13 protein-coding genes are annotated in these 15,827 nt (G+C 72.9%); 8 read left to right on the forward strand and 5 right to left on the reverse strand.

From position 1 onward, the window contains the following. Positions 1–11: 11 nt before the first annotated feature. The gene (locus tag ABD901_RS11700; RefSeq protein ID WP_425556684.1) at positions 12–1,958 is read right to left on the reverse strand and encodes a serine/threonine-protein kinase; all 1,947 of its coding nucleotides are present in this window, start codon (positions 1,956–1,958) and stop codon (positions 12–14) included. Between the two features lie 517 nt (positions 1,959–2,475). Between ABD901_RS11700 and ABD901_RS11705 the strand changes: the two genes are divergently transcribed. Both ABD901_RS11705 and ABD901_RS11710 read left to right on the forward strand, forming a co-directional pair. After that, the gene (locus tag ABD901_RS11705) at positions 2,476–3,981 is read left to right on the forward strand and encodes an amidohydrolase (protein ID WP_425556681.1); all 1,506 of its coding nucleotides are present in this window, start codon (positions 2,476–2,478) and stop codon (positions 3,979–3,981) included. Between the two features lie 49 nt (positions 3,982–4,030). Then, positions 4,031–6,271 (forward strand): hypothetical protein, encoded by a 2,241-nt coding sequence (locus ABD901_RS11710; protein ID WP_345124345.1) that lies wholly within the window; start codon positions 4,031–4,033, stop codon positions 6,269–6,271. Here ABD901_RS11710 and ABD901_RS11715 read toward each other — a convergent pair. Beyond that, complete coding sequence (locus tag ABD901_RS11715; RefSeq protein WP_345124347.1) at positions 6,183–7,409, reverse strand: DUF4349 domain-containing protein; 1,227 nt, start codon at positions 7,407–7,409, stop codon at positions 6,183–6,185. The genes ABD901_RS11710 and ABD901_RS11715 overlap by 89 nt on opposite strands. Before the next feature lie 114 nt (positions 7,410–7,523). On the opposite strand from ABD901_RS11715, the gene ABD901_RS11720 reads away from it, so the two are divergent. The 4 genes from ABD901_RS11720 to ABD901_RS11735 all read left to right on the forward strand — a co-directional run bounded on the left by ABD901_RS11720 (position 7,524) and on the right by ABD901_RS11735 (position 10,824). After that, positions 7,524–8,156, forward strand: a complete 633-nt coding sequence (locus ABD901_RS11720) for an MBL fold metallo-hydrolase (RefSeq protein WP_345124349.1) — start codon at positions 7,524–7,526, stop codon at positions 8,154–8,156. Positions 8,157–8,166: 10 nt separating this feature from the next. Then, positions 8,167–8,937 carry a hypothetical protein gene (locus tag ABD901_RS11725; protein ID WP_345124352.1) on the forward strand — a complete coding sequence of 257 codons (771 nt, stop codon included), beginning with the start codon at positions 8,167–8,169 and terminating at the stop codon, positions 8,935–8,937. Positions 8,938–9,043: 106 nt separating this feature from the next. Further along, positions 9,044–9,793, forward strand: a complete 750-nt coding sequence (locus tag ABD901_RS11730) for an SCO6745 family protein (protein ID WP_345124606.1) — start codon at positions 9,044–9,046, stop codon at positions 9,791–9,793. A 35-nt stretch (positions 9,794–9,828) separates the two neighbouring features. Beyond that, complete coding sequence (locus ABD901_RS11735; protein ID WP_345124355.1) at positions 9,829–10,824, forward strand: GNAT family N-acetyltransferase; 996 nt, start codon at positions 9,829–9,831, stop codon at positions 10,822–10,824. On the opposite strand, the gene ABD901_RS11740 is transcribed toward ABD901_RS11735, so the two are convergent. Further along, positions 10,821–11,276, reverse strand: a complete 456-nt coding sequence (locus tag ABD901_RS11740; RefSeq protein WP_345124357.1) for a gamma-glutamylcyclotransferase family protein — start codon at positions 11,274–11,276, stop codon at positions 10,821–10,823. The genes ABD901_RS11735 and ABD901_RS11740 overlap by 4 nt on opposite strands. 378 nt (positions 11,277–11,654) lie before the next feature. Between ABD901_RS11740 and ABD901_RS11745 the strand changes: the two genes are divergently transcribed. Next, entirely contained in the window at positions 11,655–13,067 is a 1,413-nt protein-coding gene (locus ABD901_RS11745; protein WP_345124359.1) for an NAD(P)H-quinone dehydrogenase, read from the forward strand. Positions 13,068–13,076: 9 nt separating this feature from the next. Here ABD901_RS11745 and ABD901_RS11750 read toward each other — a convergent pair whose 3' ends face one another. Continuing rightward, the gene (locus ABD901_RS11750) at positions 13,077–13,592 is read right to left on the reverse strand and encodes a 2'-5' RNA ligase family protein (protein ID WP_345124361.1); all 516 of its coding nucleotides are present in this window, start codon (positions 13,590–13,592) and stop codon (positions 13,077–13,079) included. Further along, complete coding sequence (locus ABD901_RS11755) at positions 13,592–14,404, reverse strand: Fpg/Nei family DNA glycosylase (protein ID WP_345124363.1); 813 nt, start codon at positions 14,402–14,404, stop codon at positions 13,592–13,594. The genes ABD901_RS11750 and ABD901_RS11755 overlap by 1 nt, the downstream gene beginning before the upstream one ends. A 192-nt stretch (positions 14,405–14,596) precedes the next feature. Between ABD901_RS11755 and thrS the strand changes: the two genes are divergently transcribed. Beyond that, on the forward strand, positions 14,597–15,820 hold the full coding sequence (thrS, locus tag ABD901_RS11760; protein ID WP_345124365.1) for a threonine--tRNA ligase: 1,224 nt from the start codon (positions 14,597–14,599) through the stop codon (positions 15,818–15,820). The last annotated feature ends 7 nt before the right edge of the window (positions 15,821–15,827 follow it).

Consider the following 15,827-nt stretch of genomic DNA (forward strand, 5'->3'; position numbering starts at 1 on the left):
CATAACACGGGTCAGGGGCCGCTCGACGGGGTAGTCAGCTTGAACGAGCTGACCATCTCGTCGAAGATCGCCTTGCTCTCCGAGAACCGGGCGTCGGGCACGGTGACGAAGAAGTGATACGCCTTGCCGCCCACGACCACCGCATTCCACAGCGCGTGGCGCAGCTTCTCGCCGGATCCGCAGGTGTACTCCAGGATCGCCGCCGGCTGCCCGTCGAGCTTGTCCTCGCTCATGTTGACGCGGGCGTAGGGCGCCTCACAGCTGGACGGCGTCGACTTGAGCCGGTTCTCGGCCGACTCGAGGAACTGCCGCGGCGACGCCGAGGTCTTCTCGATGTTGACCCGGATGCGGCGGTTGCCGTCGACGGGGTCGACGATGTCGAAATACGGCGCGCTGGCGTTGCCCAGCTTGTTGGTCTTCCAGCCCTTCGGCACGTTGACCGTGATGCCGCCGGGGTGCGAGAACGACTCCACCTCGAAGGCGGGCGTCGCCGGAGCGCTCGACGTGTTGCCGGACGGGCCCTGGCCCTGGTTGTTGCCGTCGCCGCCGGAGAACAGCCCGGTCGCGGCGCCGATGCCGAGGAACAGCACGATCGCCACGCCGGCGGCGACGGCGGCCTTGGCCCAGCCGGGCGCCGCCTTGGCCTTGCCGGCGAGCTGGCGCGCGAGGTCCCCGGTGCCCGGCTTCGGCGCCGGTGGCGGCGGGCCCTGCGTCCAGTCCTCCTGGCCGTAGCCCTGCGCATACGCGTTGTAATGCTCGGCGCCGGTGCGCTCCGCCTCGGGCGCATAGGCGTTGTACTGGTCCGCGCCGGTGCGCTCGAGCTCCGCGCCGTGCGCCCCGCCCGCCTGCGTCGGCGCGCCGGAGTGCATGCGCCGCATCGCGCCGCTGACCGTCTCGCCGGGCGCCATCATCGCCCGGCCGCCGATCTGCCCGGTGGGCTGCTGCTGGTGGACAATCGTCGGCTGGTGCGCCGGGCGGACCACCGCGTAGGGGTCGGTCATGTGCGCCGGAGCGTTGCTGGCCAGCGGGCCGGCGAGCAGGTCGCGCAGCACGGCGCGGCCGGTGTCGACGTTCCAGCGGCGGGCCGGGTCCTTCTCCAGCAGCCCGTAGAGCACGCCGGCCAGCGGTCCCGCGCGCATCGACTGCGCCGGGGGCTCCTCGACGACGGCGCGCATGGTCTCGAACGGGTCCCGCTTGTCGAACGGCGGGCGGCCCTCGACCGCGGTGTAGAGCGTGACGCCGAGGCTGAACAAATCGCTCGGCGGGCCGAACTTCGCGCCGATCGCCCGCTCGGGCGAGATGAAGTGCGGCGAGCCGAGCACCATGCCGGGCGTGGTCAGCTCGCTGTCGGTGGGCATGCGGGCCACGCCGAAGTCGGTGAGCACGCAGCGGCCGTCGCCGCAGATGAGCACGTTGGCCGGCTTCACGTCACGGTGCAGCACTCCGGCGGCGTGCGCCACCTCGAGCGCGCCGAGCAGCGCGATGCCGATCTTGGCGACCGCCCGTGCTGCCAGCGGGCCGTCCTCGACGATCATCTCGGCGAGGCTGCGGGCCTGCAGCAGCTCCATGACGATCCACGGCCGGCCGGCCTCGGTGACGACGTCGTACACCTGAACGACCGCCGGGTGCGACAGCGCGGCGGCCGCGCGTGCCTCGCGCAGGGTCCGCTGGTACATCGCGTCGCGGTCGGTGGGCGCCAGGCCGGGCGGGAGGATCACCTCCTTCACCGCCACGTCGCGGCGCAGCAGCGTGTCGCTGGCGCGCCAGACGGTTCCCATGCCGCCGTGACCGATCGCGGTGCGCAGCGCATACCGCCCGCCGATGACCACGCCGGGTGCCGCCCGCTGCCCCGGAACGGGGGGCGCGGTCGACCCGGGCTCGCGTGGTTCGCGGGTGGGTTGGTTGGAGGGAGAGTCGGAGCCACGCGCAGGTTCGCGCCCGGCTCCGGCCGAGGCCAGAGCACCGGTGGGTGGCAGGGGCTCGCCATGCCACGTCGGAAGCTGAGTCACAGGCAGTAAACCGTCATGGGAGGGGGAGGTTGACTTCTCGCCCCACTATCTTGCGTGCTCGTGCCCAGTTAAGAAAGATGGGGTCCGCTCCTTCACCGTACCGTGACCCGCGGACAACCGACCGTGCCGATCTTGTCGCCCTGCGGACCACTCGAGTTCGTCCTACGACCATTGCAGGATTGAATTCGTTCATCGGGGGAACCTGGACACCCGGGTGGAGCGTCTAGGCAGGTGACGGAAACCTCGGTGGAACATCGGCGGACTAGGTTTCCTGGATTTCCTGCTAGCAGCACCGGTAGTCGGACGAGCGGTGCGTCGCCGGGTCCCTGGGTCGTGCCACCCTGCGACGTCTCTCGTCACTGTGCGTCGAACAGTGGCGACTCTGGTCGCAGTACCGCTGTGAAAAACTTATCGCGACACCACGTGACCGTGGCGCCAGTCACCCGTTAAAGGAGGTGAGGGGTACGTGTCTGGGTCGGAAGCCGCCAACCCGGCCGTGCCTGCTGATTTGTGCCTCCGTGAGGGTTCAAGTGACGCTCAGCTATATCAACATCACGAGAATGATGTTGCGCTCCGTCACCTTGACCCGGTTAGTCTGTCCATGGCACGCATCGGGCGGGCCGTTCCAATAGACCGAAATAGAGAACACACCGTGACGAGAGCGCTGATGCTGCCGGAAGCCGCCGTGACCGCGGCGCGACCGGTCGGCAAGTTGACGTCGTCCGGGTCGTCCAAGGCAGGGCATTTGTCCGAGGGCTGGCCCGAGACGCCGCCGGGGGCCGACCCCCTTCCAGGTCAGCTGGACCGCTGGCTCGCCTCGCGCGGGGCCGAGCTGGTAGCGGTCCGTCGTCACATCCACGCGCACCCCGAGCTGTCCGGCCACGAGTTCGAGACCGCGGCGCTCGTCGCCCGCGAGCTCACTCGCGCCGGCCTCTCGCCACGCGTGCTGCCCAAAGGCAACGGCGTTATGTGTGACATCGGTTACGGCGAGCGCGTCATCGCGCTGCGCGCCGACCTCGACGCGCTGCCGCTGCCCGACACCAAGGACGTGCCCTACCGCTCCACAGTCGACAACGTCTGCCACGCCTGCGGCCACGACGTGCACACGACCGTCCTGCTCGGCGCCGGGCTGGCGCTCGCGCAGCTGGCCGAGCGCGACGAGCTGCCGGGCCGGGTGCGGCTGCTGTTCCAGCCGGCCGAGGAGACCATGCCATCCGGCGCGCCCGAGGTGATCGCCGCCGGCGGGCTCAAGGACGTGGCCGCGATCTTCGCGCTGCACTGCGCGCCGCAGCTGCCCGTCGGCCTCGTCGGCGTGCGCTCGGGGCCCTTCACCGCCGCCGCCGACAAGATCGAGGTCCGGCTCACCGGCCGCGGCGGGCACACCGCTCGCCCGCACCTGACCGCCGACCTCGTCCACGCGCTCGGTCGCATCCTCGTCGACGTGCCGTCGCTGCTGGACCGCAAGCTCGACGCGCGGGCCGGCGTGTCGATGGTGTGGGGCGCGGTGCGCGCCGGTGAGGCCGCCAACGCCATCCCGATCGAGGGCATGGCCCGCGGCACCATCCGCGTGCTGAGCCGCGACGCCTGGCGCGACGTGCCCGAGCTCGTCACCAAGCTGGTCCACGACGTCATCGCGCCGACCGGCGCCGACGTCGAGGTCACCTACACCCGCGGCGTGCCGCCGGTGGTGAACGACCGGCTCGCCACCGCCATCATCGCCGGCGCGGCCGGCGCGGCGCTGGGCCCCGACCGGGTCGTCGAGGCCGAGATCAGCATGGGCGGCGAGGACTTCGCCTTCTACCTCGACGGCATTCCCGGCTCGATGATCCGCCTGGGCGTCGGCGTGCCGGGCGCGGAGACGAAGTTCGACATCCACCAGTCCTCCTTCGACGTCGACGAGCGCGCGATCGGGCACGGCGTGCGGATCATGGTGCACACCGCCCTGGCCGCGCTGAGCGCCGGAGCGTTCTAGCAGCGCTTTTCGGACAGCGGTATCGACGCGCTTCTGGTAATCCGGAGGCGTGGTCACCGAGCTGCGCGTGCACGGCGTCACCGGCTCCCCGGCCGAGGACGTCCTGGACCGGCCCCTGCTGCGGCGGGTCGCCGGCGACACCGACGCGGGCTTCTTCCGCCCGCGCGCCGAGTACGGCGCCGTCACCGGCCCCGGCGGGGCGACCCTCGAGGCGTACCGCTGGGGCAACCTCACCGCCGGCGCCGCCGCCCGTGCGCTGTGGCTGCTGTTGCTGCCGTTCATGCTCGCCAACGTCGCGCTCTGGCTGCGCCCGGCGACCCGCCCCGGCCCGCGGGCGGCGATCCGTGCGCTGACGCGCATCTACGCGCTGAGCATGACCGGCTCGTTCGTGCTGGCCTTCGCCGAGATCTCGATGGACCTCGTCGGCTGGCAGTGCGCGGCGCTGTCGCGCTGCCCGCAGGGGCGCTGGTACCTCGCGCCGCTCGCCGACGGCTTCTTCGCCACGACCTCCCGCCGCCTCGCCCTGACCGCGCTGGTGCCCGCGCTGGCCATCGCGTTCCTGTGGTTTCTCGGGCGGCGCACGTGGTCGCGGTACGAGGCGTTCCCGGTGGCGACCGAGGGCGACGGCGACGGCCTGGCGCACCCCTGCTTCTGGAACGGCGCCCCGCTGGTCGGCCGGCTGCGCTCCCTGCACATCGCGTTCGCCTTCGCGACCCTGGATGCGGTACTGCTAGGGATCCTGGTCCCGCGCGACCGGCACCCGGCCGGCTACGTCCTCGCCGCGGCGACCGCCCTGATCCTGCTGACCTGCATCGTGGCGGTGGCGGTGCGGCCCGTCGTCGACCGGGACAATCCGACCCGCTGGGCGCGCCCGCTCACCCGGCTGCTCAGCCACACCGCGGTCGGACTCACCGTCGTCGTGCTCGGCTACGCGCTGCTGGCCCGCGACCCGTGGACGGCGACCGGGCGGATGCCGGTCCTGGGCGGCACGGTCACCGGGCTCTTCGCCGTGCAGGTCGTGCTCATGCTCGTCCTCGGCGCCGTGGTCCTGGCCAGCCGCCCGCGCGGCACGTTCCTGCAGGGCCTCGCCGGTCCGCTCATCGCCAGCGCCGGGCTCGGCGTCGCGGTCGCGTTCGCCGCCGGTCTCGCCTACCGCGTCGCCGACTTCCTCGACCGCCGCGCGCTGCCGTCCACACCGGACTACGCGGCCGGGCCGGCGCTGGAGCCGCCGCCGGCCTACGAGTGGGCGGCCGCCGGGTTCGTGCTGCTGCTCCTGCTGACCGCGCTCGTCGCGATCGTCGGCGGGCTGCCGCTGGTGCGCCGGCTGCGCCGCTACGCGCGGGTCGTCACCGACGCCGACTTCCGCGGCGGGCGCGAGCGCGACGCCGCCCGGGCGCGGCGTATCGACCGCGCCGTCGCCGACTCGCTCGTCACCGACCACATCGGACGGATGCTGGTCTGGGTGTTCATCCCGTCCGCCGTCGCCGCCATGGCCGCGACCGGCTTCGCCCTCGCCGGGCGGCGCCCGATCCGGCTGGCGGAGTCCGGCTCGGCGGCGGCCGAGGCGCTGTCGTTCGCCGTCAACCTCGGCACGTACCTCATCGGCCTGTCCGCGTTCGCGCTCGTCCTCATCGGCGTGCTCGCGTACCGCTACCAGCGCTTCCGCCGCATCGTCGGCGTGCTGTGGGACCTCGGCACGTTCTGGCCGCGGGCCGCGCATCCGCTCGCACCGCCCTGCTACGCCGAGCGCGTCGTGCCGGAGCTGGCGAAGCGGGCGTCGTGGCTCGCCGCCGAGCAGGGCGGCGTGATCCTGTCCGGGCACAGCCAGGGCAGCGTGCTCGCCGCCGCGACGGTGCTGCAGATGCCGGCGGAGGCGCAGGCACGCACGGCGCTGCTCACCTACGGTTCGCCGTTGCGCCGGTTGTACGCCCGGTTCTTCCCCGCCTACCTCGGCGACCCGATGCTGGAGCAGGTCGGAGCGGTGCTGGCCCGGCCCCGGCAGGAGCCGGGCCAGCACACCCCCCGTTGGGTCAACCTTTGGCGGGACACCGACCCCATCGGCGGACCGGTGGCGTCGCCGACGGCCCGCGACGTGCGGCTCGTCGACCCGCCGGGCTTCGGTATTGCGCCCGGCGACACGGTGTTCCCCAAGGTTGACGGACATTCCGGCTATCAGTTGCGACCGGAGTTCGGTGCGGTGGTCAGCGGGCTTGTTCGGGACCTGACGTCCCCTCCCCCTCGTCCCGAGGCTCCGGCCGATGCGGGGCCGCTGCCTCAGGTGCCCGCGTAGGTTCCGCCTCTGCCCCGTCCCGTGCGTCCGAAACCGGCTCTTTGCCGCCTTGCTCGGCGGTTGTTGGCGCCGGGGGTCCGGACACCGGCGCGGGCTGTGCCGGCGGCGTCCAACGCGGCCCCGGAGCGACCGGGTGGACCGACGGGACCGGGCGCCCCGCGTAGACGGGTGCGGGCGGCGCGGGCACGGGCATGAGGCGGGGCGGGAGCGGGTGCGTCCGGCGGTACCGACGGAAGAGCCAGATGATCAGGTAGACCGGGCCGCCGATGAAGACGACCCACGGCAGCAGCCAGCCGAGCACCGTCAGCGCGACGCGCAGCGAGGCCACGAACGCGTGCCAGCCGTTGCGCAGGCCGACCATGATGCCGGTGTCCTCCTTGGATACCACCGGCGCCTGCGGCCCGTGCAGGAAGACGGTGATGGTGGACAGCGCGGTGAGCCCGTCGAGGCGCCGCTTGCGCGCCTGCAGCGACTCGAGGTCGGACTCGCGCCGCGACAGTTCCGACTCGAGCGCCGTGATCTCGCCGATCGTCTGCGCCCTGGCCATCAGCGCCCGGATGCGGTCCACGCTCGCCTGCGCCGTCTTGATCCGCGAGTCGACGTCGGCGACCTGGTCGGTGACGTCCTGCGCGGACAGCTGCCGGCCCTTCTCCTCGCCGACCGTCTTGACCTGCTCCAGGGTGCTCTGGAACTTCGCCGCCGGCACCCGCAGGGTCAGCGTCGCGGTCGAGCTGTCGCCGTCGATCTGACGGTTGTCGCCGCCGACGAATCCGCCCGCGGCGACCGCGAACGCGATCGCCTTCGTGGCGGCCTCGTTCACGTCCTTCACCTGCACGGTCATCGTGCCGGAGTAGATGATGGCCCGATCGCTCGTGTCGACGCTGTCCGGCGCCTTCTGCTCGGCGCCGGCGTCCCCCTTCTCCTGCCCCTGGGCCTGGTTCAGCGGCTCCTGCTGCGCCTCGCCCGCCGCCTGGCGCTGGTCGGCGGGGCCGGCGCCCGCCGCGCCGTTCGCCGCGGCCGGCTTGTCGGCGGAGGTCGGTGCAGAGTCTTTCTGGCTGTCGCTGCCGCAGCCGCTCAGCGCGAGGACCACGGCGGTGGCGGCCGCCGCGAGGAACACGGTGGTGCGCCTGACTGACATGACGCCTCCTGGGTAGGGTCGATCCGGAAGCCGGAAACACCACCTCCGACGCGGGCCGGTGCGGCTCCGGTTCCATCCGCCTGTGTCACGGTTCTGCCACGAGGAGGTCACCGGATGCGGATCACGAAGTACACCCACGCATGCCTGCGCCTGGAGCACGACGGCGGGGTCCTGGTGATCGATCCCGGCATCTTCAGCGAGCCCGAGGCCCTCGACGGCGCCGATGCCGTGCTCATCACCCACGAGCACATGGACCACATCGACATCGACCGGCTGCGCGGCGCGGCCGCCCGGCAGCCCTCGCTCTTCGTCTTCGCCCACCCCGACGTCGAGGACCAGCTCACCGACGTGGACGCCGACCGCTACGGGGTCAACCCCGGCGACACGTTCGTGGCGGCCGGCATGACGGTGCGCGCGCACGGCGGGCAGCACGCGATCATCCACCCCGACATCCCGCGGATCGTCAACGTCGGCTACGTCATCGACGCCCCCGACGGCCCGATCTACCACCCGGGCGACGCGTTCCACGTGCCGGACGAGGAGATCGCGACGCTGTTCGTGCCCGTCTCCGCTCCGTGGCTCAAGCTCTCCGAGGCCATCGACTTCGCCCGGGCGGTCAAGCCGGAGCGCGCGTTCGCCCTGCACGACAGCCTGCTCGTCGATGTGGGCCAGCAGATGGTCACCGGGCACATGACGCGCCTTTCCGGCACGCACTACGAGCGCCTGGAACCCGGCACCACGATCTAGCGTTGTCCCTATGGATGACGCCATCGCCCGGCTGTACTCGGCACCGCCCGAGGAGTTCATCGCGCTGCGCGGCGAGGAGATCGCCAAGGCACGGCAGGCCCGCGACACCGCGCGGGCGGCGGCGCTGGCCAAGCTGCGCAAGCCGACCGTCGCGGCGTGGCTCGTCAACCGCCTTGCGCACGAGCGGCCCGACCTCGTCGCGGACCTGCTCGCCCTGGCCGAGGAGCTGCGCGCGGCCCAGCGCGAGCTGCGCGGCGCGGACCTGCGCGAGCTGTCGGTGCGCCGCCGCGCGACGGTCACGGCCCTGGCCCGCGAGGCCGCGCGGCTGGCCGGCGACGCGCGCGGCAACCTGCCGACGGCCGAGGTGGAGGCAACCTTCGCCGCGGCGCTCGCGGATGCCGAGGTGGCCGCGGCGGTACGCGAGGGACGCCTGACCAAGGCCCTCGAATACACCGGGTTCGGCGAGACGCCGCGCCCCAACCTGCGGCTCGTGCAGGGCTCCGGTTCGGTCACCCCGATCCGGTCCGCCCCCGACGAGCAGGAGCGGGAGCGGCGGGCCGAGGCGCGCCGCCGCGAGGAGGAGCGGCGCGCCGCCGAGGAGGAGCACGCCCGCGCGGTCAAGCAGGCCCGGCGCGAGCTGATGACGGCGCTGCAGCAGGTCTCCGACGCCGAGAACGCCAAGGCCGAGGCCGAGCGGGCGGTCGCCGCCGCCGACAAGGCGATCCGCCAGGCCGAGAAGCGTGTGAAGCTCGCCCAGGACGCCCTGGCGGATCTCGGCTGAACCTCCGTCTGCGACCTCGGCTGTTGCGTTCGTCCCGGCGCGCACATGGTTCGTACTCGAACGAGTGTCTTCACCGTGATCCGTGCGGGAGGGCAGAATGACCCGGGTGACTCCCGAGCAGGCGGCCGCGGCGGCGAAGCGGGCGGTGCTGGTGCTGGGTGGCGCCTTCAGCGACGACCCGAAGACCATGCGGCGCGCCCGGCAGATCGGCCTGACCGGCTGGGCCTTCTACGTGGCCGGCCGCGGCGGCGCCCTGGGCGACGTGCGCGCCGACACCGTCGCGGCCGCGCTGGGCTTCATCGCACCGGAAGCGGTCCAGGACGGCTGGGACGCCGCGCGCAAGGTCGCCCCGCCGGAGCAGGTCGCCGCCGAGAACCTCGACGAGTGCTGCCGCTGGGGCCGCGAGCACCTGGAGAGCTTCTACGCGCTGCCCAAGCTCGTCGAGCTGGCCGAGCGGGTGGTGGTCAGCGCCGAGACGGCCGGCATGCCGCTGTTCGCGGCCTGGCGCGCGATGCCGCTGCCCGACGACTCGCCCGGCGCCCGTGCCGCCGTCCTGGCTCACCTGCTGCGCGAGCACCGCGGCGCCGCCCACCTCCTGGCGATCCGTGCCAGCGGCCTGACCCCGCTGGAGGCGATCATCGCCGGCCCGGACGGCGAGGCCGAGGCCACGGCGTTCGGCTGGCAGCCGCCGTTTCCGGCGTTCGAGCCCCTGGTACGCCGCCGCAGCTGGGCCGAGGCCCTGACCGACCGCATCGCCGGGGAGGCCTTCCGCGCCCTCGCCCCGGCCGAGCGCACCGAGCTCGTCAACCTCCTCGACGCCGCCGTGCAGTCGGTGCAGGAGGAGCTGCCGGCGTAGCCGATTTTGTCGTACCCCCCGACTAGGTTCTGGGTATGGAGCTGACGGGATTGCCGAGCTGGACGGTGCGGGGGTGCACGCTGCGGGACGTGGCGGCGATCCTGGCCGTCACGCGGGCCAGCGACGAGGCGACCGTCGGCGAGCCGGACTGGACCGAGGACGAGGTGGTGTCGACGCTGACCGCGCCCAACCAGGACCCGGCTGTGGACTCGTGGCTGGCCTTCGACCCGGACGGCTCGCCGTCCGCCTGGGCCTATGTGGACAATCCGGAGCGCGGCCCGCGGGACAACGTCGAGGTCTATGCCGTGCCTGGCCGCGGCGCCGCGGCCTACGGCCCGCTGCTGGACCTGGCGCTGCCGCGGGTGGCCGAGCGGGCCCGGGAGGCCGGCCGGTCGGAGGTCACGCTGCGGGCGGGCGCGGTGGCGAGCGAGGAGGACTACATCGCCGCGCTGAGGGCGCACGGCTTCGTCTTCCGCAAGCGCCACGCACGCATGACCCGCCCGCTGACCGGGGACGACGCGCGGGCGTCTCCCGAGGCGCGGGCGGTGGCCGGGGGCGACGGGACGGTCCCCATGGTGCGCGCCGTCCGGGCCGAGGACGAGGCCGAGATGCGGCGCGTTCACGAGGTCCTGCAGACCGCGTTCGCCGACACGCCCGACTTCCAGCCGATGTCCTACGAAGCGTGGCGCGAATCGCTGGCCGCGCTGCCCTCGATCAGCTGGGACGAGTGGCTCGTGTCCGAGATCTCCGGACAGATCGTCGGCGTGCTGCAGTCCGCCGACCAGGGCCTCGAGCGCGGCGAGGGCTGGGTGAAGAACCTCGCGGTGCTGCGGGGGCACCGCCGGGCGGGCATCGGGGGAGCGCTGCTGCGCGCCGCGTTCGCGATCTACGCCGCCAAGGGGCGCACGAGCGCGGGGCTCGGCGTCGACCTCACCAACCCGACGGGGGCCTACAGCCTCTATGCGGGCGTGGGGATGAGCGTCGCGTTCGCGGCTGACATGTACGAGAGGACGGTGACGGTCCCGCCCTAGGGCATCGCGGTCTTCGTCGGGCGGGCGCGCAGGGCGTCGAGGTAGTCCGCGGGGGCGCCGGCTTTTGCGGCGGCGTTGGCGATCTCGGCCAGGTACCACGCGGTGGGCAGGCCGCCCTCGTAGCCGTTGAAGACGTACACCCAGGCGGTCTCCTCGCCGTCGAGGGTGGCCACGCGCAGGTGCAGCTTGCGGTAGGTGCCGGCCAGGGCGCCCTCGACCTCGTCGAGCTGCTTCTCGTCGTTGGGGTGCACGTCGTAGAGCGCGACGAAGACCCGGTCGCCCGGCGACTCGACGATCGTCGTGACGGAGCCCTCCCAGCCCAGGACGTCCTCCCCGGCGAAGGTCAGCCGCCAGCCCTCGAGCCAGCCGGTCCCGATCATCGGCGAGTACGGACAGTAGGCCCGCATGCGGGCGGGGTCCAGGTTCGAGCCATACGCGGCGTAATGACGCACGGCGATGACGATAGACCCGACCGGGTGTCGAGAGAATACTGCCGAGCGTGTCGGATTCGGATCCACTCGTCGGCGCGCCATGCACCGTTCGGCTGGGGGAGGGCCCCGGTCGCGTGAACTTCGGCCTCGGTCGAGGCTTGGGCGCTCGAAACCTCGGCTCGGGGTGAATCCGGCCGCCACCGAGGGCTCTATCCGGGCTCTACCTGGGCGAACCTCGGGCCACGCGAACTCGGGCCCGGTGTGGCCGGACCGGCGGCCCTTGGCCTGATGGCCTCCAGCCGAAAGGCTGACGGCATTCTGGCCGGTTGGGTCTCGGCGGGGCCGAGGCCGGAGGGCTTGGCCGGGCGAGGGAGAATACGGTGGGAATGCCGAGGAGGGGTGGCTGGCGTGGGCCGGATCGTGATCATCGGAGGTGGACCGGCGGGCTACGAGGCGGCGCTGGTCGCGGCACAGCTGGACGCCCAGGTGACCGTGATCGAGGCCGAAGGCGCAGGTGGCGCCTGCGTGCTGCACGACTGCGTGCCCTCGAAGACGTTCATCGCGAGCTCCTCCGTCGTCACCGCACACCTCGACACCGAGGCGTTCGGGGTCATCGGGCCCGCGGGGCCCGACGTGCGGGTCGACGGGCCCGCGGTGCACCAAAGGGTCAAACGGCTCGCGGCCGCCCAGTCCGGCGATATTCACGCCAAACTGGTCAAGGCCGGTGTCGAGTTCGTCACGGGCACTGCGCGCCTCGGTGAGGACACGCTCGGTCACACTCACGCCGTTCGGGTGACCCCGGCCGACGGTGACGCTCCGTATGACATCGCCGCCTCGATCGTGCTGATCGCCACCGGCGCGACGCCCCGCGTGCTGCCGACCGCGGTGCCCGACGGGGAGCGGATCCTCGACTGGCGGCAGGTGTACGACCTGCCGAAGCTCCCGGAGCGGCTCATCGTCGTCGGGTCGGGTGTGACCGGCGCCGAGTTCGCGTCGGCGTACCTGGCCATGGGCATCGAGGTGACCCTCGTCTCCAGCCGCGACCGGGTCATGCCGCACGAGGACCCCGACGCCGCGATGGCGATCGAGCGGGTCTTCCGCACCCGCGGCATGACGATCCTCAACAACTCGCGCGCGGCCGCGGCTCGGCGCACCGCCGACGGTGTCGTCGTCGAGCTCGCCGACGGGCGTTCCGTCGAGGGCTCCCACGTCCTGATGTGCGTCGGCTCGGTGCCGCAGACGGGGGCGCTCGGGCTCGCGGAGTACGGGGTCGAGGTCGCGCCGGGCGGGTACGTGACGGTGGACCGGGTCTCGCGCACCAACGTGCCCGGCATCTACGCGGCCGGCGACTGCACCGGCCTGCTGCCGCTGGCCAGCGTCGCCGCCATGCAGGGGCGCATCGCGATGTGGCACGCGCTGGGCGAGGCGGTCGCGCCGCTGAAGCTGCGCACCGTCGCGGCCAACGTGTTCACCGACCCCGAGCTCGCCTCGGTCGGCATCACGCAGTCCGACATCGACAGCGGGCGGGTGCCGGCGCGGGCGGTCATGCTGCCGCTGGCCGGCAACGCGCGGGCCAAGATGGACGGGCTCGACGACGGGTTCGTGAAGATCTTCTGCCGGCCGGCGTCCGGGCTGGTCGTCGGCGGCGTCGTGGTGGCGCCGAAGGCGAGCGAGCTCATCATGCCGATCGCGATGGCGGTGGAGAACCACCTCAGCGTCGACCAGCTGGCGCACACGATCACGATCTACCCGTCGATCTCGGGATCGATCTCCGAGGCCGCCCGCCAGCTCATGCAGCACGACGAGGACTGACGGGCGGTCCTACGGGATCTCGCGGAAGATGTCGCGGGCGTAGTCGGCGACGGCCGCCCGCGTCACCGTCGCGTCGATCGGCAGGGACTCCAGGCAGCGGCGCAGCGTGTCGGTCAGCAGCGGCCGCGGCACGCGCATCGACACCGTCGAGTGCGGGACCCACTCGCCGGGCGCGTAGAGCGGCAGCGTCTCCATGCCGGCCGCGTCGAGCAGGCCCCACACGCGGGCCTGGTGCGCGACCAGCTCCGGCGTCGGGGCCGGGCCGAGGAAGACGACGCGGCCGACGAAGACACCGGAGTACTGAAAATTGATCCGCAGCGGCTCGGCGACCCGGATGCCGGCGAGCGCCTCGGCGACCGCCTCCGGATCGAGCTCGCGGGCGACGGCGAGCGTGACGTGCGGGCGGTGGCGGCCCTCGTGCGGGGTGCGCAGCGACTGCACGCCCATCTCCTCGAGCTGGTCCCACAGCACGCGGATGCGGCGGGTCGAGCGCTCGTCCAGGTACATCTCGACCGAGGCGACCATCAGCGGGCCTTCTGGCAGCGCGGGCACCAGTAGGCGTTGCGCGCATTGAGCACCGCGGTGCGCACCGGCGTCTGGCACACCAGGCAGGGCTGGCCGGTGCGCCGGTAGACGTAGACCTCGCCGCCGTGGCGGTCCACGCGCGGCGCACGGCCCATCGCCTCCGGCATGTGTGCACTGTGGACGGTGTCGATGCGGCCCTCGGCCACGCCGGCGCGCATGAGCGTGCGCAGGTCGTGCCAGATGGCGTCCCAGCGGCGCCGGGAGAGCTTGGTGCCGGGCGTCGTCGGCGGCAGGCCCGCGCGGAACAGCGACTCCGTCACATAGATGAGGCCGGCGCCCGCGACCACCGCCTGGTCCATGAGCAGCGCCATGAGCGGACGGGTCGAGCCTTTGATGATTCGGTACGCCAGGAGGCCGTCGCTCGCCTCGTCCAGCGGGTCGGGCCCGAGCCGCGCGTGCAGGGCCTCCAGCTGCGCCGGGTCGAGCCGCTCGCAGGCGGCGGGCCCGCGCAGGTCCAGCCAGTGCTCGCCGCCGGCCATGCGCATCCGCACCTCGCCCACCGGCGCCGGTGCCGGGGCGTCGCCGTCGGCGAACTTGCCGTACAGGCCCAGGTGGACGTGGACGGTCTCGCCGCCCTCGTAGTGGTGGAACAGGTGCTTGCCGCGCGCGGAGGCGTCCTCGAGCACGCGGCCGTCGACGCGCAGCGCGTCCGCGGCGAAGCGCCCCTGCGGGCTCGAGACCGCGACCGGGCGGCCGGCGAACAGCTTGCGGTGCCGCTCGGCGAGGCGGTGGATGGTGTGACCTTCGGGCACCCGAACGTTTATACCCGTAGTCGTCGGCGGGCGGCACGCTATTGTTGGTCGCATGAGTCGCAGCGCACTGTCCACGACGACGCCGGGCCTTCCCCGGCGGCGCTGACCGACGTTCAGCTTCAGCTCCGGGGCGTTGCGCTCCGGAGCTTTTTCGTGTCCCGAGTCGCGCGCTCCCCTTTGTGAGGAGTCGACATGCAGGACCACCGCCGGCTCGGGCGAGAGCTCGAGCTCTTCCACTCCGACCCGCTCGTCGGCGCCGGGCTGCCGCTGTGGCTGCCCCGCGGCGCGGCCGCGCGGCGCGCCGTCGAGGACTATCTGCTCGACCTGGAACGCCGCAACGGCTACCAGCACGTGTACTCGCCGCCGCTGGCCAAGGCGGAGATGTACTACAGATCCGGCCACCTGCCGCACTACGCCGACGACATGTTCCCGCCGATGGCCCTGGACCCGGACAACGCCTTCGTCCTGCGGCCGAGCCTGTGCCCGCACCACGCGGCGGTGTTCGCCTCGCGCGGGCGCTCCTACCGGGAACTGCCGCTGCGCATCGGCGAGATCGGCGGCCAGTACCGGGCCGAGCGCTCGGGCGTGCTGGGCGGGCTGGCACGGGTACGCGCGATATCTCTCAACGACGGGCACGTCTTCTGCGCCGAGGACGAGGTCGAGTCCGAGATCGTCGCGGCGCTCGAGGTGATGCGGGAGGCGCACGCCGCCCTCGGCTTCGAGCCGTCCTCGTGGCGGTTGTCGCTGCGCGGCGAGGGCGCCAAGTACGTCGACGACCCGCCGATGTGGCAACGCGCGACCGCGGTGCTGCGCCGCGCGCTCGAGGCCGCGGGCGTGCCCTACGAGGAGGCGCCGGGCGAGGCGGCGTTCTACGGTCCGAAGATCGACATCCAGCTGCGCGACTACGCCGGCCGGGAGAGCACCCTCGCCACCGTCCAGGTCGACTACTTCATGCCGGCCCGGTTCGACCTGTCCTATGTGGACGCCGGCGGGGCCCGCCGGCGCCCGGTCATGGTGCACCGCAGCGCGGCCGGGAGCATGGAACGGCTGTTCGCGCACCTCATCGAGGTACACGACGGCGCCTTTCCGGCCTGGTATGCCCCCGTGCAGGTGGAGGTGCTCCCGGTCGGCGACGCCGTCGTGCGCGGGTTCGCCGAACACTGTCGTTCCCTGGGCCTGCGCGTCGAGGAGGTGTACGGCGGGAGCCTCGCCGCCCGCATCCGCGACGCGTCGGTGCGCCGCGTGCCGTTCGTGGCCGTGCTCGGCGCGAACGAGCTGGCCGCCGGCACCGTCTCGCTGCGCTCCCGCGACGGCTCCGTCGCGCAGCTGCCGGTGCCGGCGGCGCTGGATCTGCTCGCCGCCGAGTGCCGGCCGCCTAAACGCGCGGCGGTGCCCGGTTCGTCTGTTCCCGTGTGAAGGTACC

It is taken from the genome of Dactylosporangium darangshiense (assembly GCF_039537565.1).
GTDB classification, from domain to species: Bacteria; Actinomycetota; Actinomycetes; order Mycobacteriales; family Micromonosporaceae; genus Dactylosporangium; species Dactylosporangium darangshiense.

Coding starts and splice junctions, on each gene's coding strand:
- ABD901_RS11715 (WP_345124347.1), bottom strand. CDS start 7,409: ATGTCAGTCAGGCGCACCACCGTGTTCCTCGCGGCGGCCGCCACCGCC.
- ABD901_RS11720 (WP_345124349.1), top strand. CDS start 7,524: ATGCGGATCACGAAGTACACCCACGCATGCCTGCGCCTGGAGCACGAC.
- ABD901_RS11725 (WP_345124352.1), top strand. CDS start 8,167: ATGGATGACGCCATCGCCCGGCTGTACTCGGCACCGCCCGAGGAGTTC.
- ABD901_RS11735 (WP_345124355.1), top strand. CDS start 9,829: ATGGAGCTGACGGGATTGCCGAGCTGGACGGTGCGGGGGTGCACGCTG.
- ABD901_RS11750 (WP_345124361.1), bottom strand. CDS start 13,592: ATGGTCGCCTCGGTCGAGATGTACCTGGACGAGCGCTCGACCCGCCGC.
- thrS (WP_345124365.1), top strand. CDS start 14,597: ATGCAGGACCACCGCCGGCTCGGGCGAGAGCTCGAGCTCTTCCACTCC.